The 20,191-nt window shown below is 48.1% G+C and carries 18 protein-coding genes; all 18 read right to left on the bottom strand.

Going from position 1 to position 20,191, the window contains the following annotated elements:
* Window positions 1-45: 45 nt before the first annotated feature.
* Complete coding sequence (gene recA / locus ACFSUF_RS11635) at window positions 46-1,098, bottom strand: recombinase RecA (protein WP_377602979.1); 1,053 nt, start codon at window positions 1,096-1,098, stop codon at window positions 46-48.
* 264 nt (window positions 1,099-1,362) lie between these two features.
* A complete protein-coding gene (locus tag ACFSUF_RS11630; RefSeq protein WP_377602977.1) occupies window positions 1,363-2,613 on the bottom strand; it encodes a competence/damage-inducible protein A in 1,251 nt (416 codons plus the stop codon).
* 90 nt (window positions 2,614-2,703) lie between these two features.
* Window positions 2,704-3,282 (bottom strand): CDP-diacylglycerol--glycerol-3-phosphate 3-phosphatidyltransferase, encoded by a 579-nt coding sequence (gene pgsA / locus ACFSUF_RS11625; RefSeq protein ID WP_377602975.1) that lies wholly within the window; start codon window positions 3,280-3,282, stop codon window positions 2,704-2,706.
* Entirely contained in the window at window positions 3,279-4,607 is a 1,329-nt protein-coding gene (rimO, locus tag ACFSUF_RS11620; RefSeq protein ID WP_377602973.1) for a 30S ribosomal protein S12 methylthiotransferase RimO, read from the bottom strand. The genes pgsA and rimO overlap by 4 nt, the downstream gene beginning before the upstream one ends.
* Before the next feature lie 100 nt (window positions 4,608-4,707).
* Window positions 4,708-5,199 (bottom strand): YajQ family cyclic di-GMP-binding protein, encoded by a 492-nt coding sequence (locus tag ACFSUF_RS11615; protein ID WP_377602971.1) that lies wholly within the window; start codon window positions 5,197-5,199, stop codon window positions 4,708-4,710.
* Between the two features lie 252 nt (window positions 5,200-5,451).
* Window positions 5,452-6,420: a helix-turn-helix domain-containing protein gene (locus ACFSUF_RS11610; protein WP_377602969.1), complete on the bottom strand. Its 969-nt coding sequence runs from the start codon at window positions 6,418-6,420 to the stop codon at window positions 5,452-5,454.
* Between the two features lie 30 nt (window positions 6,421-6,450).
* On the bottom strand, window positions 6,451-7,215 hold the full coding sequence (locus ACFSUF_RS11605; RefSeq protein ID WP_377602967.1) for a DUF3388 domain-containing protein: 765 nt from the start codon (window positions 7,213-7,215) through the stop codon (window positions 6,451-6,453).
* Window positions 7,216-7,419: 204 nt separating this feature from the next.
* Window positions 7,420-7,671 (bottom strand): DUF3243 domain-containing protein, encoded by a 252-nt coding sequence (locus ACFSUF_RS11600; RefSeq protein ID WP_377602966.1) that lies wholly within the window; start codon window positions 7,669-7,671, stop codon window positions 7,420-7,422.
* 101 nt (window positions 7,672-7,772) lie between these two features.
* Window positions 7,773-8,501, bottom strand: coding sequence for an elongation factor P 5-aminopentanone reductase (ymfI, locus tag ACFSUF_RS11595; RefSeq protein WP_377603164.1), 729 nt, complete (start codon window positions 8,499-8,501; stop codon window positions 7,773-7,775).
* A gap of 14 nt (window positions 8,502-8,515) precedes the next feature.
* Complete coding sequence (gene yfmH / locus ACFSUF_RS11590; RefSeq protein ID WP_377602964.1) at window positions 8,516-9,805, bottom strand: EF-P 5-aminopentanol modification-associated protein YfmH; 1,290 nt, start codon at window positions 9,803-9,805, stop codon at window positions 8,516-8,518.
* 3 nt (window positions 9,806-9,808) lie between these two features.
* Window positions 9,809-11,092: an EF-P 5-aminopentanol modification-associated protein YfmF gene (gene yfmF, locus ACFSUF_RS11585; RefSeq protein ID WP_377602962.1), complete on the bottom strand. Its 1,284-nt coding sequence runs from the start codon at window positions 11,090-11,092 to the stop codon at window positions 9,809-9,811.
* A 179-nt stretch (window positions 11,093-11,271) separates the two neighbouring features.
* Window positions 11,272-12,063: a spore cortex-lytic enzyme gene (gene sleB, locus ACFSUF_RS11580; RefSeq protein ID WP_377603163.1), complete on the bottom strand. Its 792-nt coding sequence runs from the start codon at window positions 12,061-12,063 to the stop codon at window positions 11,272-11,274.
* Between the two features lie 128 nt (window positions 12,064-12,191).
* Window positions 12,192-14,750 (bottom strand): FtsK/SpoIIIE family DNA translocase, encoded by a 2,559-nt coding sequence (locus tag ACFSUF_RS11575; RefSeq protein ID WP_377602960.1) that lies wholly within the window; start codon window positions 14,748-14,750, stop codon window positions 12,192-12,194.
* Window positions 14,751-14,812: 62 nt separating this feature from the next.
* The gene (locus tag ACFSUF_RS11570; RefSeq protein ID WP_377602958.1) at window positions 14,813-15,043 is read right to left on the bottom strand and encodes a YlzJ-like family protein; all 231 of its coding nucleotides are present in this window, start codon (window positions 15,041-15,043) and stop codon (window positions 14,813-14,815) included.
* Entirely contained in the window at window positions 15,040-15,738 is a 699-nt protein-coding gene (locus tag ACFSUF_RS11565) for a ClpP family protease (RefSeq protein ID WP_377603162.1), read from the bottom strand. The genes ACFSUF_RS11570 and ACFSUF_RS11565 overlap by 4 nt, the downstream gene beginning before the upstream one ends.
* 311 nt (window positions 15,739-16,049) lie before the next feature.
* Entirely contained in the window at window positions 16,050-17,729 is a 1,680-nt protein-coding gene (locus tag ACFSUF_RS11560) for a ribonuclease J (RefSeq protein WP_377602956.1), read from the bottom strand.
* A gap of 239 nt (window positions 17,730-17,968) precedes the next feature.
* Window positions 17,969-18,832 (bottom strand): 4-hydroxy-tetrahydrodipicolinate synthase, encoded by an 864-nt coding sequence (dapA, locus tag ACFSUF_RS11555; protein ID WP_377602954.1) that lies wholly within the window; start codon window positions 18,830-18,832, stop codon window positions 17,969-17,971.
* Window positions 18,833-18,858: 26 nt separating this feature from the next.
* Window positions 18,859-20,073, bottom strand: a complete 1,215-nt coding sequence (dapG, locus tag ACFSUF_RS11550; RefSeq protein WP_377602953.1) for an aspartate kinase — start codon at window positions 20,071-20,073, stop codon at window positions 18,859-18,861.
* Between the last annotated feature and the right edge of the window lie 118 nt (window positions 20,074-20,191).

The raw sequence follows: 20,191 nt of genomic DNA, 5'->3' as shown, positions 1-20,191 counted from the left end.
AAAAGCCGCACCCTATTGCAGGGTGCGGCTGGTTCCGTCACTGTCTTACTCCATGGACAGCAGCAGTTCTTCTTCATCTTCGTCATCAACGGAAGGAGTTCCGACCATGCCTGTCAGGTTGCTTGCATCCCGAATCTTCTTCTCGATAACATCCGCAATTTGCGGGTTCTCTTTCAAGTATTGCTTCGCATTCTCCCGGCCCTGGCCAAGACGCTCGTTCTCGTAAGAATACCAAGCGCCGCTCTTGTTCACGATATCCATTTCCGTACCGATATCGATAATGCTGCCTTCCCTGGAGATTCCCTCTCCGTACATAATATCGATTTCAGCCTGTTTGAACGGAGGCGCCACCTTGTTCTTCACGACTTTAATCTTCGTACGGTTACCGACCATATCGTTACCTTGCTTAATCGTCTCGATTCGGCGCACTTCCAGACGGACGGAAGAGTAGAATTTCAGGGCGCGTCCGCCCGGTGTGGTTTCCGGGTTGCCGAACATGACGCCGACCTTCTCACGCAGCTGGTTGATAAAGATCGCAATCGTCTTGGACTTGCTGATCGCACCGGACAGCTTCCGCAGCGCCTGAGACATCAGACGTGCTTGAAGACCCACGTGGGAATCCCCCATGTCGCCTTCGATTTCCGCTTTCGGTACCAATGCCGCAACGGAGTCGATAACGATAATCTCAACAGCACCGCTTCGTACAAGCGCTTCTGCAATCTCCAGCGCTTGCTCTCCCGTATCCGGCTGGGACAGCAGCAGCTCGTCGATGTTAACGCCAAGCTTGCTTGCATACAGTGGATCCAGTGCGTGCTCAGCGTCAATAAAAGCCGCCTGGCCGCCAAGCCTCTGTACTTCGGCAATAGCATGGAGCGCTACTGTAGTCTTACCGGACGATTCAGGTCCGTACACTTCAATAATTCTGCCTCTCGGCATACCGCCGATACCTAATGCAATATCTAAAGCTAGGGAACCGCTAGGAACGGTTTCAACCTGCATATGTGTGGATTCACCGAGTTTCATGATGGAGCCTTTACCGAATTGTTTCTCGATTTGGCGCAATGCTACTTCTAATGCGGCTTTACGATCTGCTGCCAAATAACTCACTTCCTCTTCTTGTTATATTTATATGATAACTTATTTCCGTTCGCTTGCCAAGCATTTTTTCGAACATACATTCGCTTTTTTGCTAAGGCTAAGCCAATACGGATGCTGACGTCATGAAACAAACAAAAACCGCAACAAAGGAGTCCTTTGCTGCGGTTCTTCCGTCAACATTTAAAGATTAACATATACTGGCAGAATCTGCAACATATCTTCCTATAATCTGCTGGTCCGACAACCGCGGACCCATGAATACAGCTACTTGGCTACCAAAGCCGACCACAACAGAAATAACGCTCTCTTGGCCGCTTTCAGCTTCACGCTTTCCCGGTTTCCGGCAAGCTGGAGCCGTTCAACCACCGTTTCTCTGCCGCGCTGGGCAAGCCCGATATAAACCAAGCCTTCCGGTTTGCCTTCGGAAGGTCCGGGGCCGGCTACTCCCGTTATAGACAAAGCGTAGTCTGAATCCGCGAACGACCGGATCCCCTCCGCCATCGCCGCAGCTGTCGGTTCGCTTACAGCGCCGGGGCAACCGTCTCCTTCCAGGAACTCCTGAGGAACGTTCAGCAGCTTGTGCTTAAATTCGTTGGAGTAGCTGATAATCCCTCCGCGGAACGCGTCCGCACTGCCGGGATTCGCCGTAATCAGGTCCCCGAGCAGGCCCCCTGTGCAGCTTTCAGCCATAGCCAGGGTTAATCCTTTGCCTGACATAATTCGAACAATCGCCGTTTCAATCGGAATATCCTCGTCAGCATAAATATGTTTGCCTAGCCGGGAATAAATTTCGGCTACAACTGCAGCCATCTTCTCCTCCGCTTCCTCCTTGCTACCCGCCCTTGTAGTAACCCGGATCGATACTTCCCCCTCTTTCGCATACGGTGCGATCGTAGGGTCCGTTTGTGCTTCAATCAGGTCAATAAGACGGTTCTCCAGATCTGATTCGCCAATTCCGGCAAACTTAAGCATTTTGGAATGCAGAGGTACCGCCTCGCCAAGCAGGCCCCTTAACCAAGGCAAAGCCTGGTGAAGAAACATCGGTTTCATCTCTTTCGGCGGACCGGGCAGAAGCACATAATGTGTGCCGTCCGCCGTTAAGGCATTGCCCACAGCAAGCCCCGTTTCATTCTCCAGCGGGTCGCTGCCTTCGATCCAATGGGCCTGCCTTATGTTACTTTCGACCATATGGGCCCCGCGGGAAGAAAATAACTCTCTGATTTTATCCATCGAGGGTTCATGAACCTTGAGCTCCCTGCCAAGCATGCCGGCGAGGACGTCCTTGGTTAAGTCATCCTGCGTAGGCCCGAGTCCGCCCGTAAACAAAATAACGTCCGCTCTCCCTCTTGCAATTTCAACTGCGGCCCGGATCCGCTCCGGATTGTCGCCGACTACCGTTTGGTAATGAACATGTATGCCGTTATTAGCACATTCCTGAGCGATAAACTGGGCGTTTGTATTAACGATCTGCCCGAGCAGCAATTCCGTTCCCACTGCAATAATTTCAGCCTTCACAACATGGCGCCCCTTTCCGGCAAAAAATAAGAGGAGTACCATCCGGTTCCTCCGGTAAATAGACTCCTCTTGTTTTGTAAACAACGTGTTTTATTTTGAAAAATTGAGAACGCTCTTATTCTTGATGAAATAATCGATCCCTGAGTAAATAGTAATAATCGCAGCCGCCCAAGCCGCCACAAGATCAAATCTGAAATGAACGAAAGCAAACGGAAAGTTATTCAGCATGATCGCGATGATGGCGGTAATCTGAATGGCTGTCTTCCATTTCCCCCAGGCGCTGGCAGCCACCACGGAGCCTTCGAGCAAGGCGACCTGGCGCAGTCCCGTTACCGCGAACTCTCTGGAAATAATAACGATGGCAATCCATGCATCCAGTTTGTCCATTTCTACCAGCGAGATGAGGACCGCGGCGACCAAAAGCTTATCAGCCAGAGGATCCAGCAGTTTACCGAGATTGGTTACAATTTTGCGCTTGCGGGCAATATAGCCGTCCAGACCGTCGGTAGCCGCAGCAATGATAAAAATCAAAGTAGCAATGATCTGGTTGTAGCTGATACTAAACTCCCCGAAAGTCAGCGGATTCACATCAATTTTCACCAATAGAAAAAACATGATCACCGGCACGAGGAAAATACGGGCTAGCGTAATTCGGTTAGGCAGGTTCACGCAATTCCCTCCCCGGACAGGTCGAATTCAAAAGAATGCGTAATGCGTACCCTTTGAATTTCACCTATGCCAGAGGTGCATCGGGTAATAAATACTTCGCCGTCCACTTCCGGCGCGTCGTATTGCGATCTTCCTATGTAAACATCGCTTCGGCCGTCGTAACGCTCGACAAGCACGTCCAGTTCTTTGCCGATGAAGCGGCCGCCGGCCTCTTTGGAAATTTCACGCTGAATCTCCATCAGTGTGTTGGCACGCCATTCCTTTACATCATCCGGCACTTGGTCCGGCAGTCTGGCGGCTGGCGTATCTTCTTCCTGAGAGTAGGTAAAGACGCCAAGACGGTCAAACTTCATCTCACGGACAAATTCCGTTAAAGCGTGGAAATCTTCTTCCGTTTCACCCGGAAAGCCGACGATCAGCGAAGTCCGCAAAGAAACATCCGGAATACGGTCACGAATTTTGCGAACCAGTTCTCTTGTGTCCCGCTGTCTGCCGGGACGGCGCATCCGTTTCAAAATCCGATCCTCACTATGCTGCAGAGGCATATCGATATATTTACAGATTTTCGGATTGGAGGCGATAGCATCAATCAGTTCATCCGAGAAGAATCCCGGGTATGCATAATGAAGACGCACCCACTCGATTCCCGGTACTTCGCTTACTTTATTCATAAGTACCGGCAGCATGAAGCCTTCATATAAATCCGTTCCATAATTGGTAGAATCCTGGGCAATGAGACTGATCTCTTTCACGCCTTGGCTGGCGAGATCCGCAACTTCTGCCAGAATGGACTCCATAGAGCGGCTTTGGAACTTGCCTCTCATAATAGGAATGGAGCAGAATGTGCAAGCGTTATCGCAGCCTTCAGCGATTTTCACATAGGCTGTATATCGTGGTGTAGAAACGCGGCGAGGCAGAACTTGATCATAGTTGAATATCGGGTTGCCCACATATACCGGCTTGCGGCCGCGCAGAGCCTCATCTACGATATCACCGATTTTATCGAAATCGCCCGTGCCGACAATACCGTCGATTTCCGGCATCTCATTCATTAGTTCCTTCTTGTAACGCTGTGTCAGACAGCCTGATACAATCAGTGCTTTCAACTTTGCGGTTTCTTTCAGATCGGCCATATCCAGAATCGTGTTCACCGACTCTTCCTTCGCCGCATCGATAAATCCGCACGTATTGACGATAATGACCGTCGCTTCTTCCTTATCATCGACAAGCTGGTAGCCTCTTTGGTGTATTAGACCTGACATAATTTCGGAATCAACCAGGTTTTTTTCACAGCCGAGCGTGACTACCTTCACTTTTTCTGTCATGTTACGTCCCCCAATTATCCATACCTATCTAATCAAGTATAATACACTGAAAAGCGGAGTGTCAAAAAGAGGAACCTCTTTCACCCCGCTTTCCATCCCGTTATTTAAGGTTTGTAAACTGCAGATCGAGCGGTAAATTCGCTTTGCGAAGCAATTGAATCACACTTTGCAGATCATCCCTGCTTTTGCCGGTAACCCGGATGGAATCGCCCTGGATCTGACTTTTCACTTTCAGTTTGGAATCCCGGATCAGTACGTTAATCTTCTTCGCGTTTTCCTGATCAATACCGACTTTGAGCTTGATACGCTGGCGTACAGAGCGGCCGCTTGCCGGCTCCACTTTGCCATAATCTAAATTCTTAATGGAAATTCCGCGCTTTGTCATTTTCCCTTGCAAAATATCAAGTACGTTCTGGAGTTTAAATTCATCGTCGGAGGCAATGACAAGCTCTTCTTTCTCCAGCTTAATTGTACTATTGCTGCCTTTAAAATCGAAACGGTTGTCAATTTCCTTCTCAGCCTGGTTGATGGCGTTGGCCATCTCCTGCAGGTCCACCTTGGAAACAATATCGAATGAACTTTCGGAACTCATGATGGGTACACGTCCTTTCAAAACATTATGCAAGCATTATAGCAAATTTTAACGAAAAATAAAAAGTGCACGGAAAGCGGAATTGATAATGTGATTCAAGGTGAATCGGCTTTTGCCGTCATTATGCGGGGAGATCGTTTCATTCCGGAGAAATATCAGAACAGAGTACAGCGAAAAACTTATACTTAATTTGATATTTTAAAAAAAGAAAAGGAGGCCGCGGAGGCCTCCATGTTATTCTAAGACAGTATTCTACATTGCGGATAAATTCATCTGCAGACGCTTCGAATTCGGCTGATCGCCGTCTTCCACCTGCACGCCGTTCACTTTTACAACTACGTTCGCCGCATTTCCGACTTTAATAAAAGTGTCCTTATCCGAGGTTACCGTAACTGTACTGGAATTCTCCAGCGTTCCGGTATCCAGCTGTTTTCCTTTGGAGTTCCCCTCGCGCACCTCATACCAGCATTGCTTGCCTTCGGCAACAGTCAGCTCCACAGTTATGCTTGTGGAACCTGACACATTGAAGTTATCCGTTTTCCCGCTTTTCTTGTCGAAAACGACTTGAGCATCCTGCGGCAGTGCAGGCTCCTCCGCTGTACCGTCCGTATTGGGCACCACCGTCCCGTCCGTTGTGCCGGTGTCGCCGCCGCTTGTTCCCGTGCCGTTTCCGTCAACAGACCCCGCAGGCGTATTTCCTGAACCGTTGTTGCCCGTTCCGGTGGCAGAGTCTCCATTCGTACTGCCCTCATTTGGCACTACTTCAGGCTCCTTCGTCTCGTCCGTAATCTTAGTATCGTCCTGCGGCTTCGATTGCTGTTCATTTCCGTCTTGCTTGTTTACGATAGCAAAATAAATAATGCCTATAATGAGAATTGGGAACAGCCACATTAGCGCGGAGGATGCCCATTTGCCCACTTTCTCCGTATCGGAATCCGACCTTCTCCGTTTACGTGCTACCGGTTCCGGACGCGTTTCCTGCGGAGCAGCTGGGAGCACATTTTTGTAAAGTCCTAACACGTCATCCGGATTCAATCCGACCGTTTCCGCATAGGTCTTGATAAACGCCTTTACATAAAAGTTGCCTGGCAATGCCTTGAAATTCCCGTCTTCAATGGCTTCGAGGTAATGCTTACGTATTTTCGTGATACCCTGTATGTCTTCAAGCGTATACCCTTTCTCTAAACGGGCATTCTTTAATAACTGTCCTAGCTCTGACACGTAAATTCGCCTCCCTTTCTTCTGTTATTGTCAAAATCCGTCGTAATTTGCGGTGAACGTGTCGTAAGTAATCTCTTCCTCCGGAAAGTTGCGCAGCTCAATTATGTAATCAAAATGGCTGTAGTCATATTCTGATTCTCTTATGAAAATATCCGGATGCTCTATCACCTTGGTAGAAGGCATATGCATAATATCTTTCAGCAGCTGTGCATGCTTTTCATTGGAACGGATGGTGCTTACGATTCCGTCGATAATGAAGATATTATTCGGGTTCATTTCGTCTTCAGACATTTGGCTGCGCACCGTCTGACGCAATAACGTCGAGGATACGAACGTCCACCTTTTGTTGGAACAGACACTTCCGGCGATAATGGATTCAGTTTTGCCGACACGCGGCATGCCCCGAAGTCCTATGACCTGATTGCCTTCCCTTTTAAATACTTCACCCAAAAAGTCGACAAGTAATCCCAATTCTTCTCTTGTGAAACGGAAAGTTTTGCGATCGTCCGAATCCCGGTCTATGTATCTTCCATGACGTACGGCCAAAATATCGACAAGCTTCGGCGCACGCAAGGCTGTAATCGTTATATTATCTACCTTTTTGAGCATTCTGCCCATGAGCTCGATTTTCTCGTCATCGGCGGTCTGAAGCAGCATTCCGCGTTTACGGTCGTCTACCCCGTTAATAGATATGATGTTAATTTCCAGCATCCCCATCAAAGACGCGATATCCCCCAGAAGTCCCGGGCGGTTCTTGTGAATCTTGTACTCCATGTACCACTGTTTCAATTCCATACGGTTTTGGCTCCTCTATCCCATGAATACGCATTGGTTACTTTAATTAAAGTATCATATTCTACAATATTCTGCATTATCCACTTTCATGGGATTTATTGGAGACGACGGAATCAGGGCCGCTTCGTTCAGCACAAAAGCCCCCTTCGAGGCAGGAGGCTTCGTATGCTTCATCTTGCGGCCCCTAACTTTTAGGCAATCCGCTTATTGGTTATGCTTAGCCAATTTAACCATCAATTTGGCCATCACGTGGCGTTCTTGTTCATTTCCAACATCCCACAGCTCTTTCAGCACGCGTTGTTCGTCATTCTTAGGGTCCACTCTTTCGTCCAGGAATTCACCGATTTCATAAGCAAGGTTTGCGATTGTATCATCGTTCATTCCTGCTTTATGAGCCGCCTCAACGCGGTCCCCTAAAAATTTCTTCCAACCGTCAAAGCTAGATAGTACAGACATTCAAAGTCCTCCCTGTTCATCATGTAGTATTCAACATTCGTAATATTTGCATCAGAGAGGACAATTATACAACGTAAACCGCCTGCAAAAAGTTGCAGCACTTAAGTAATCCATCCCCCGTTAGGAGATATGACCTGTCCGGTAATATATCCGGACTCGGGTAGCGCTATAAAATATACTAAAGATGCGATCTCCTCCGGTTGGGCGAAACGCCCTACAGGAATCTCGTTTTGCAGAGCATCCCGTTCCTCCATGTTCAGATGGCCGATCATCTCGGTGTCTACCGCTCCCGGAGCGACTGCATTTACAGTAACTCCGGAGGGAGCAAGCTCCTTGGCCAACGCCTTCGTGAAAGCATTTACTCCGCCTTTAGCAGTTGAATACACCACTTCACAGGACGCTCCGGACATGCCCCAAATAGACGAGACGTTGATAATCCGCCCATAACGCTGGGATATCATATGCGGCATGAACATCTGCGTACAAAGAAACATGCCTTTCAAATTGATCGACATGACTTCATCCCATTCTTCTTCCGTTACATCCGAAAGCATGCTGTAATGGGCAGTCCCGGCATTATTAACCAGAATATCCGGTAATAAGCCGTGTGTATCCAGCTTCTCCTTCATCCGCTGCAGCTGTTCTTTCGAACGCAGATCTGCGGAAATCGTAAGGACCCGCACGCCGTATTCCAGGCAGCTGCGGGCTACTTCATTCGCGGATTCATGAGACTGTAAATAATGAATGACCACGTTCATCCCGACAGAGGCGAACCTTTTGGCGATAGAAGCGCCGATCCCTCTGCTTCCCCCGGTAATCAACACAGTCATTTCCGATAAGGGTTTCACTGTTTCTCGCTGGTGACCAGGGATACAGCTAATTGATTCCAGTCAAAGTGCCTCCGAATCGCCTCATTCACATCCTGAAGCGTGATTGATTCATACAGGGGCAGCATTTGAAACAGATCCGTATCTCTAAACCGGTATTTCGTATATTCATTTGCAATGGATTCAGGGGAATTCATCATCCGTAAAAAGGCTCCGATTTTTTTGCGGCGGCTCCGTTCAAACGCTTCCTGGGAAACCCCATTCTCAATAGCCGGAGTAAGCTCCTTTTTGATGGCAGAAAGCAGTTCTTCCGGGGAACGTGTATCCCCGCCAATCACCGTAAAAGCATAATCTTTGCTGCAATTATATTCGCTGCCAAAACTGTCGGAAATCAGATTCTCGTCATACAAACTTTGATACAGGCTGGAACTCGGTCCAAGCAGTATATCCAAAGCGAGGCGCATTACAAGCTCTTTGCGGAGCAGATCGTCTCCTCTTTCGGCAGGAGCCGGTTCTTTAAATCCGAACAAGCACTTAGGAAGCGATACAGGAAGCGTGATTTGTTTTCTTGCATCTCTAACCTGTACCGGCTCTTCCTCGAATATGCGCTCAATTTCACCTTGCGGTTCGAACGTTTTGGCTGCCTGGTTGTCGCGAACGAGCTTCATGATCTCATTCGCATCCACTCCTCCGACAACAAATAAGTTCATATTCGTCGGGTGATAAAATGTATGGTAACAATCGTACAGCGTATCTTTCGTGATCTCGGCAATAGATTCTACGGTACCTGCAATGTCAATATGAACCGGATGCTTGGCATACATCGTTTCAATCAGCCCAAAGTAAACCCGCCAATCCGGATTATCCTGATACATTTTGATTTCCTGTCCGATAATCCCCTTTTCTTTCTCCACATTCTCGTTGGTAAAATAAGGATTTTGAACAAAATCGATTAATGTTTTTAGGTTCTCCTGGATATGCTCTGTAGCCGAAAACAGGTAAACGGTACGGTCAAAACTTGTAAACGCATTGGCCGATGCCCCATGGGAAGCGAACTTATTGAAAACGTCACCGCCCCCCGGTTCCTCGAACATTTTGTGCTCAAGAAAATGGGCTATGCCGTCCGGAACGCGCTGCTCCTCTTTGCCCTGCAGCCGGAAATGATTATCAACCGAACCGTAATTGGTAGAGAAAGCAGCATACGTTTTTTGAAATCCCTCTTTAGGCAAAACATACACCTGCAGCCCATTAGGCAGCTTTTCGTAATAAATGGTTTCTTTGAGTTGGTCGTATCGGATCGCTTCCATTTGTTACTCTCCCTTCTGGTCCCGCAGGAAATAGATAGTCTCCAGGCTAACCTGCTTAGCAAAAGCTTGTATGTCGGGCACACCGACCTGCTCCAGCCTTTGTATCAACTCGCCAGCCGAACGTTCCTTGCCGCTGAGCACACTGCTGAAATCAAACGAAATCATTTCAAAAGCGGAATCCAGCATCTCCCGCAGTGAATTCCCAAGCATGGCTTTGGTTTGGGACAGCTCCAGCTCGCTAATGTCCCCTGCGGCCATGGAGTCCAGCTGCTTTCGTATAATGTCCGTCGCTTTCTCAAAGTTATCGATCTCTATACCGGACTGAATCGTTAGAATACCTTTATGACCGTCCAACCTGGAGGCAGCATAGTAAGCAAGGCTTTCTTTCTCCCGAACATTAACAAACAGCTTCGAATGAGGATACCCTCCAAGAATACCGTTGTACATCAACGCTGCCGGATAGTTCTCGTCCGAATAACTAGTACGGGCCCGTAAACCCATGTTAAGCTTTCCTTGATTCACGTCCATCTTTTCCACAATTGTCCGGACTTCTCCTGCCTCACGTTGGACCGGTTTCACATCATAAGAATAAATATCCCCGCGTTCTACGGAAAAATGCTTCTGCACTAATTCGGAGACCGCTTCGAGTGAAGTGTCACCAACCACATATACATCAATTGGAGATGTTCTCAGCCAGTCCATGTAAGATTGGTACAAAGATTGCGGAGTAATCCCCTGCAGGTCACCGATGCGTCCAAGCGGGTGCAGCCGGTATGGCTCATCTTTGCACATTTCTTCTATATTGCGTTCCGCCGCGTAGCGGATTTTATCGTTAACAATGGATTCCAGCTTCTTCTTAAGCGTGTTTTTTTCGGCTTCTACATATTTCCTGCTGAAGGCTCCATCTTCCACTAATGGATTCGTAATCACTTCTCCGAGAAATTGCAGCGATTCAGCTAACAGGGATGAAGACTGCTGCTTTACGAATTGATCGTGTATCGTATCCATACGGAATTGGACGATTTGATTATCGCCCCGTTTATAAATATCAAACCCGAAACCCGCTCCATAGAGGTCGTCCAACCTTTCGCGGAACTGTTGTGTTTCCGGGTAAGTAGCCGTTCCTCTTCTTAGAACGAAAGGGGCCAGTGCCGTCGCAGTCACTTTCTCTTCTGTTAATGGATGGCCGATATACACAGAAACGGCAAATGTCTTAAAACGTTGTGTAGGCATGACGTGAAGCCGGATTCCGTTTACGGTAGTTCGTTCAAATCCCTGGTTAGTCAAAATGTTCCGACATCCTTTCTATGCTGGCCTAATGTGTCTAAAGTCACTTTATTCCATTTTTCATTATTCTATACCATCGGCCAATGAGGTTCAACTTTTGGGTGTTCGACTGCTCTTTCACAGAAAAAGTAAGAAAAGATAAAAGGCTCTTGCCGCGAGCCCTTTATCTTTCCGTTTGGTTACATACAGAAAACATGTTTCCCTATCGTCTTTACTTGCGGGCGGCTCCAAATCCATTTGGACGTTGCTGTCACTGGATTAAAATAATATAAACAGCCTCCTGAAGGGTCCCAGCCGTTAATGGCGTCCTGTACGGCCCGTTTCGCTCTTTCGTTCGGCTCCAGATTGATTTGGCCGTCTGCCACGGCTGTAAAGGCGCCCGGCTGATAAATGACTGCAGCGGCAGTGTTAGGGAAGCTTGCTGATTTCACCCTGTTCAGGATCACGGCAGCCACCGCAACCTGCCCTTCATACGGCTCGCCTCTGGCTTCACCGTATACAGCGTTGGCCATAATTCGAATGTCGTTGCTGGACAGGCCCAAATGATTAGATGGTGTCATTTTATTGCCTGCCGCATTACCGCCGCCGCCTTTACCGGCTTGATTACCGCTTGCGGCCCCGCCATTGGCAACGCCTAGATCGGTAGCGGTAGGTTTATAATTTTTCGTTGCATTGTATAGTTTTAGTTTCGTCTCAGCACCCGCGACACCGTCAGGCTTAATGCCGAATTCGCTTTGAAACCATTTCAGCGACTGCAGCGTGCTGTAACCGAACTGACCGTCGACCTTCCCGAAAAAATACCCTAAATGCTTCATCCGGTATTGTAATTCCCTGACGTCTTTGCCCGCAGCCCCGTACTTGATTACGGACTTGCTGAAGGTTTCTGTTACATGTCCTGGAGTATTCATCCGATATAACCCTAGAAGGAGAGCTACAATCGCTAAAACCACCCAAAACACTCGTTTTGGCATCATGTTATTTCATCCTCTCGTTATGTTACTTAAGCCAGTTGTAGTTAGTATGAGATGCAATGAAAGGGATTATGCACCATGAACTGCAGCACAAAGAAACCCCCTCTGGCAGAGGGGGTTATTCCGGCTTATGAACTCATTCGGTTATGTTCGTATTGCTCCATGCTCAATAGTACCTCGCGGGGTTTGCTGCCTTCGTATGGGCCGACTACACCTTTGGCTTCCATCGTATCAATAAGCCTGGCTGCCCGGGTATAGCCGATTCGCATCCTCCGCTGCAGAAGGGAAACGGAAGCTTGCTTAGCCTCCAATATAATTTGGACGGCCTGGTCGAACAACTCATCCAGCGGCTCACCTTCGTCTTCCGGTTTGTCCTCCACTTCGGGAACAAGTTCTTCGTTATACTCCGCCTGTTCTTGATCGCGGCAGAAGTTAACAACAGCTTCTACTTCCTGATCGGACAAGAATGCTCCTTGTACCCTGATCGGCTTAGAGGCTCCCATCGGAAGGTAAAGCATATCCCCCCGTCCAAGAAGCTTCTCGGCACCTACCATATCCAGAATGGTACGTGAGTCCACCTGAGAAGATACCCCGAAAGCAATTCTTGAAGGGATGTTCGCTTTAATTACACCCGTAATAACATCGACGGACGGCCGCTGTGTAGCGATAATCAGATGTATCCCCGCGGCACGCGCCATTTGGGCCAGCCGGCAGATGGCATCCTCCACATCATTTGCCGCAACCATCATTAAGTCTGCAAGCTCGTCGACAATAACTACAATATACGGCAGCAGATCTATATTTCCCTTAGAAGCGAGCATCGCATTATAGCCTTCAATGTTTCTTGTTCCTGATTTGGAGAACATCTCGTACCGTTTCTCCATCTCTACTACGATTTTCTTGAGTGCCAGGGAAGCTCTGCGCGGATCCGTCACGACAGGAGCAAGCAAATGAGGGATACCATTGTACACATTGAGCTCGACCATTTTGGGGTCAACCATCAGGAATTTGACTTCTTCCGGCTTTGCCTTGTATAAAATACTCGTAATGATCCCGTTAATACAAACGGATTTCCCTGATCCGGTTGCTCCCGCTACAAGAAGATGGGGCATGCGGGCTAAATTGCCAACAATGGGCTGCCCGGAGATATCACGGCCCAAGGTGATCGACATCTTGGAGCCTGCTTCCTGGAAGGCTCCGCTCTCCATGACTTCCCGCATCGTAACGACAGATACTTCGGAATTGGGAACTTCAATACCGATGGCGGACTTGCCCGGAATTGGAGCCTCCATTCTTATATCCTTGGCGGCAAGCGCAAGAGCAATATCATCTGTCAGACTGACGATACGGCTTACTTTCACACCGGTGTCCGGCTGGATTTCATAGCGCGTTACCGATGGCCCTTTTACTACTTCAAGAACTTTCGCACGTACACCGAAGCTTTCCAGTGTCGCCTCGAGTTTTCTTGCGGTGCCCATGTAATCGGAAGAATCCGCACCCTTCCCGAAAGCTGCTCCCTTGGACAACAAGTGAAAAGGGGGCAGCTGGTACGGCTTCTTGGCTGGACGCTCCGGAGCAAAGCTCATGCCCGCCAACCCGTCTTCTCCCTCAAACTCAGGGTTTTCCGCTTCCATCGGAGATACGGCTGGCGGTAGAACTTCAGGTTCATCCTGCCACTCTGCTTTCTCACCCGGTGTCAAGTGATCCTCAAAATTTCGGATAATCGGTATAGGCTGCTCCTGGATGGCTGCAGGTACTGAATTGGAATCCAGCGCCTCGTCATCATCGTCATACGAATTGTCATTGTACGGAGCCGGTACTGTTCTGAGGCCTTTGCCATCCATCTCGTCCTCTTCCAGATCATCCATCTCCGATTGTTGAGACTTCGGTTCCTTCTGCAGAAGCTGAAAGAACAGCGGCCTCTTCTTAGGTTTAACCGGCTTGTACATTTCTTCATCAAACTCATCGTCTATAGGAAGGTAAGGATCCTCATCCGGTATGGCAGTTTTAGCTGGCTGCTGCACTTTCTTCTTCTGCTGCAGGTTCTTAAGCATAGCCACTATCTTCTTATCCAGACGGCCGAGCACATGTTTCCCTTTGCCTCGTGCGGCTTGCGCCAGATCAACATATGAGATTCCGGTTATCAGCATAAAACCGATCACGAACATAGTATAAACCATCAGTTTGGATCCGGTATAGCCAAAAAGAAAAAACAACAAGGCATACCCGATCCCGCCGACATATCCGCCTCCGTACTCGTTTGAAGCTGATATTGTTCCTGCAGGAGGGCCCTTAATCAGTCCGTTCATAAGCTCCCGTTGCGTAGTATCCATAATGGCGCCTGATGTCAAGATTCCGGCCGGAGCAAATTTGCTGTCAATCATCGCGATATGCGTATGTATAGCAAAAGCAAGAAGAGCTACCAACAGGCCTGTTTTGCGAAGTGTCCAGCCGCGGGGCCATTTCCGGTTCCACATCACAAACAATCCAACATAAATAAATACAACAGGCAGCACAAAATACGAATCGCCCAGGACGAAACGAAACAGCTTCATAAAGGCTTTTCCAACAGTAGCTTCCCCTGATAGGGAAATCACGGAAAGCGTGATAATCAGAATGCCGTATACTTCAAATTTCAGCGTTGAGGTAAGGGCTTTCGACTTCTTCTTCTTATTCTTCTTAGCCAAAACTTGGACACCCCCGAGTCCCTATTATACCATAACTTGCCTGGGGTTCCTATGATCTAGGTTTAAACCATCATTACGGGTGTATAATGGATCACTTGTCCCGGTGAAAATTTCGGATCAAGATAATCCTCCATCGATGCACAGTTTACAAGCCTTACAACCCTTACACGCATGGCATCCATACGTTCGACAAGCAGTAACCGGCCCTGAAACGTCAGCTCTTCATAGGGCGCCATTTCATCGGTAAAACCGGCAAATACGACTTCCAGCGGCATCGGTGTATAATAAGTCAATGTGCTACCCCTCCATTACTGCGTACTTGGCGGTATTCTCCAATGAGCTGATTCAACTTTTTCAGCGCGTCGCCTATCCCTCCAATAGCATCGATGAGACCGTGCTTCACCGCATCCGCGCCGATTACGGTCGTTCCGATATCTCGTGTCAACTCACCTGTCTTGAACATGAGTTCTTTAAATTTCTCTTCTGTAACATTGGAATGCTCTTTTACAAAACGGACGACGCGTTCCTGCATTTTATCCAAATACTCAAATGTTTGCGGTACGCCGATCACAAGGCCGTTAAGACGGATCGGATGAATTGTCATCGTTGCGGTTTCGGCAATAATAGAGTAATTCGAAGAAACAGCGATCGGCACGCCTATGCTGTGACCTCCCCCCAGCACCAAAGTTACCGTTGGTTTAGACAATGTCGCGATCATCTCTGCTATGGCAAGGCCTGCTTCCACATCTCCCCCGACCGTATTCAAAATAATCAGGATTCCTTCCACTTTCGAACTTTGTTCTGCAGCCACCAACTGAGGGATCAAATGTTCATATTTGGTGGTTTTATTCTGCGGGGGCAGAACGATATGTCCCTCAATCTGCCCGATAATGGTCATGCAGAAAATATTGGATTCTCCTGAAGGAACCGTAGTCTGTCCCAGGTGCTGTATATTCTCCAAAACGGGGTTGCTTCTGCGTTCTTCCATACCTGGTCCCGGTTGTTCCGTGCGGTACGGTGCCGGATTCACACCGGGTGCCGGAGGCTGGTTCGGGTTCGGGTTTTGCGGCGCACCCGGAGCTGTACCGGGAAGGGGGGCGGCATTTCTGGTCGTTATCGGGCTGCGCGGATTATTGTAAGTCATATGAAGTTCCTCCTTGTAGTTGCCTAATCTCCCATAGTATGGGTTATCGATTAGATATTATTCCAAGGTTGGACGAGCTTTGAATAGAGGCTATTCAATGCAAAAAACCTCTCCATGGAGGAGAGGCTCTTCTAAGTGACTGTAACGGTATCTAATTATACTTCCATGATGATCGGCAGGATCATCGGTCTTCTGCGGGTTTGTTCGTACAGGAACCTTCCAAGCGCTTCTTTCACATGGGTTTTCAGGGAAGCCCATTCATTGACGTTATCGCTCATCAGACGGTTCAAAGTGTTCGTCACAATCTTGTTCGCTTCATCCAGCAAGCCTTCGGATTCACGAACATAAACGAAGCCGCGGGAAATGATATCCGGACCGGACAAAATGTTCCCTTCCTGCTTGCTAAGTGTAACGACAACAACCAAAATTCCATCCTGCGACAGCAACTTGCGGTCACGCAAAACGATATTTCCTACATCTCCGACACCAAGTCCGTCTATCAGTACATTGCCTGCTTGGACTTTCCCGGATTTACGTGCACTTCCGTTCTGAATTTCCACAATATCCCCATTGTCTACAAGGAATATATTCTCTTTCTCGACACCGATTGTTTCAGCAAGAAGTCCATGATGCCTAAGCATTCTATACTCCCCGTGAATCGGAATGAAATATTTTGGCTTCATCAGCGTGAGCATGAGCTTTAACTCCTCTTGGCTGCCGTGACCGGAAACGTGTACACCCGAGACGGAACCAGGTCCGTAAATCACGTTGGCACCCAAACGCATAAGCTCGTCCACTGTGCGTCCTACATACTTCTCGTTGCCAGGAATTGGAGTGGCTGCAATGATTACCGTGTCACCAGGAAGGATATCGACTTTCCTGTGTGTGGAACGGGCCATTCTTGTCAGCGCTGACATCGGCTCTCCCTGGCTGCCTGTCGATAAGATAACAACACGGTCAGCAGCCATCTTATTCACTTCTTCCGGCTCAATCAACATCCCGTCCGGTATATGCAAATATCCAAGCTCGCTTGCAATATTAACGACATTAACCATACTGCGCCCGATTACAGTCATCTTTCGGTTTGTAACAACCGCAGCATCGATAACCTGTTGGATTCTGTGCACGTTGGAAGCAAAAGTAGCTACTACTACGCGTTGTTTAGATTTACGGAATATCTCTTCAAGTTCTTCCCCGACACTTTTCTCAGAAGGGGTAAAGCCCGGCCGTTCTGCATTTGTACTGTCCGATAGCAGGGCAAGAACGCCTTTGCTGCCGATTTCAGCCATACGATGCAGGTCAGCATACTGATCGTTCACAGGAGTCTGATCGAATTTAAAGTCTCCAGTGTGTACGACAACTCCTTCAGGGGTATCCAGCGCAACGCCTACTGAATCCGGAATGCTGTGATTCGTTCTGAAGAATGTAGCACGCAGGACACCCAGTTGAATTTCTGAGTCTGCGTTAATCAAAATACGCTTCGTTTCCCCCAGAAGATTCGCTTCTTTTAATTTGCTTTCGATAAGTCCAAGGGTCAATTTCGTGCCGTAAACGGGTACATTTAACTGTTTGAGGACATAAGGCAGTCCTCCGATGTGGTCTTCGTGTCCATGGGTGATGATGATGCCTTTAACCTTATCTCTATTCTCTGTTAAGTAGGAAATGTCAGGAATTACAATATCCACACCGAGCATGTCCTCTTCGGGGAATTTCAAACCGGAATCTACAACGACGATATCGTTTGCATATTGAATGCAATACATGTTCTTACCAATTTCGCCTACGCCGCCCAATGCGAAAATGGATAATTTATCAGCATTATTCTTCTTTGACAACTGAATCTTAACCTCCTAAACGTATTCAAAACGTCCCTAATTGATATTAAACATTCCAAAATGTACCGTACCCAAGTCACTTGACCCCATTATACATGATGGAAAACCCAAAACACAAGTCAATGCAAGTAAGCACTATTGTATCCAAAAAACAAAAACCGATGCCGACCTGAGCCAGGAGGCCCAAGCAAACATCGGTCGCACGATATCCGGATGCAGGTAGCACCAAGAATGATCGTTTAAAATAAGGATGCAATGAACGCTTCCTGCTGTTCGTTTGCTGACAGTAAAGGAAGTCTTACGCCACCTGTTTCCAAGCCCTTGAGCTTAAGTGCACACTTCACCGGCGCGGGGCTCGGGAATTCGAACAAACCTTTGAAAACGGGAAGCAGTTGACGGTGGAGTTTGGCTGCAGTGCCGGTATCTCCGCTAAGGTGGGCTTCCATCATTTCTTTCATGGAGCTTCCCACCACGTGGCTCGCGACACTCACAATTCCGTGTGCCCCGATGCTCATCATAGGAAGAGTCAGGCTGTCATCACCGCAGTATACGATGAAATCTTGATCTACAATCGTAAGCAGCTTCGTGATTTGGTCCAAATCTCCGATCGCTTCTTTGGTAGATGTAATATTCGGAATGCTGGATAAGCGCGCTGTTGTTTCAGGCAGCAGATTTACCCCTGTACGCCCTGGGACATTATATAACATGATTGGCAGGGATGTAGACGCCGCCACAGCTTTATAATGCTGATACAGCCCTTCTTGACTAGGCTTATTGTAATACGGCGTAACCAAGAGAATACCGTCCACCCCTAGAGCTTCCGCTTTTTGGGTTAAACTGATCGTGTGGGACGTATCGTTGCTGCCTGTTCCTGCAATCACTTTACAACGGCCGGCAGCGTGCTTGACAGAAAACTCAAACAGATGCAGTTTCTCGTCTTCGGATAGCGTAGGCGACTCGCCTGTAGTTCCGCTTACGATAATACTATCCGTTTTCTGTTCATCAATCAGATAATCAATCAGCTTACCGGCTGCCGCCCAATCAATTTGCAGATCCTGGTCGAAGGGAGTGACCATAGCCGTAATCAGTCTTCCGAATTCCATCGTAACAACCTCTCCTATCAAATAGACTACTTATGCAAATGAAACTTGGCATGCAATGCTCTAATCGCTTTGACCATGTCGCTGTTCTGGACCAGTACCCAGATCGTTGTATTGGAATCTGCGGATTGAAGAATTTGAATTTCCTCTTCAGTCAGTGCTTCTACAATACGTGCCATAATACCCGGTACCCCGTTCATTCCTCCACCGATGACTGATACTTTGGCGCAATTCTCAAGGAAGGAAGGCTCATAGTCCATAGCCCTCAACACTTTCATGGCCTGCTCCGCATCATAATCGAATACTGTATACACAACACCCATAGGGTTTACGTTGATGAAATCCACACTGATATGGTTCTCCGCCATAGCTTTAAAAACGTTAAGCTGCAAATCACGGTGATTGCCGTCGGCCAGTACCTGGATTTGCGTTACATTGGAAACATGGGCAATCCCGGTGACGAAACGGTCTTGGATTTTCTCGCTGTGCTTGAGAATATCCTGCGATGTAACCAGAGTTCCTTCGTCCTGTGAAAAAGTGGACCGCACGCGGATTGGAATTTGGGCCTGCATCGCCACTTCCACAGCCCGGGGATGTATTACTTTTGCTCCGTTGTATGCCATATTGCATATTTCAGCATAGGTGACAACTTCAAGCGGCCGAGCATCTTCCACTACGCGGGGGTCTGCCGTCAAAATACCGTTTACATCAGTGAAAATATCTACCATTTCAGCTTTCAGAGCTGCTCCTAAAGCTGTAGCTGACGTATCGCTGCCGCCCCGGCCTAATGTAGTAAAGTCGCCGTCCTCTGTAATTCCTTGAAATCCGGTAACGACCACGACTTTATCCTCTTCCAACTGTTCGATAATTCTGGAAGGATTAATTGATAAAATATGAGCGTTTCCATATTGGGCATTCGTAAGAATACCCGCCTGGGCTCCGGTAAAAGCGACTGACGGGATTGCGAGATCGTTCAACAAGCTGCATAAGGTGGCTGCAGAAATCATTTCTCCACAGCAGAGCAACATATCTCTTTCTCTAACCGGCAGCCTGTTCCCGTTCGAGCGGACCCAGTCCAAAAGTGTATCCGTCGCATAGGGTTCTCCTTTACGCCCCATTGCGGATACGACTACAACCAGTTTATATCCCTGGTCAAGTGCATGCCTGATATGTCCGATGGCATGCTCCCTCGCTTCCGGTGTGGATAACGAGGTGCCGCCGAACTTCTGCACTAAAATACGCATTCCATTTCCCCCATACCTGTTGCTGGTGCATTGCTGACTGACTTTAGGTAACTCTTGAAGCATGATAGCGGTCGACCGGAATTCACTTCCAATTAGGAACTTCCGGTCTTCCCATAAT

Source organism: Paenibacillus gansuensis (genome assembly GCF_042684925.1).
In the GTDB taxonomy this organism is placed as follows: Bacteria; Bacillota; Bacilli; order Paenibacillales; family DY6; genus Paenibacillus_N; species Paenibacillus_N gansuensis.
The sequence above is the reverse complement of the archived record's forward strand: the minus strand, read 5'-3'. Positions and strand labels throughout refer to the sequence as shown.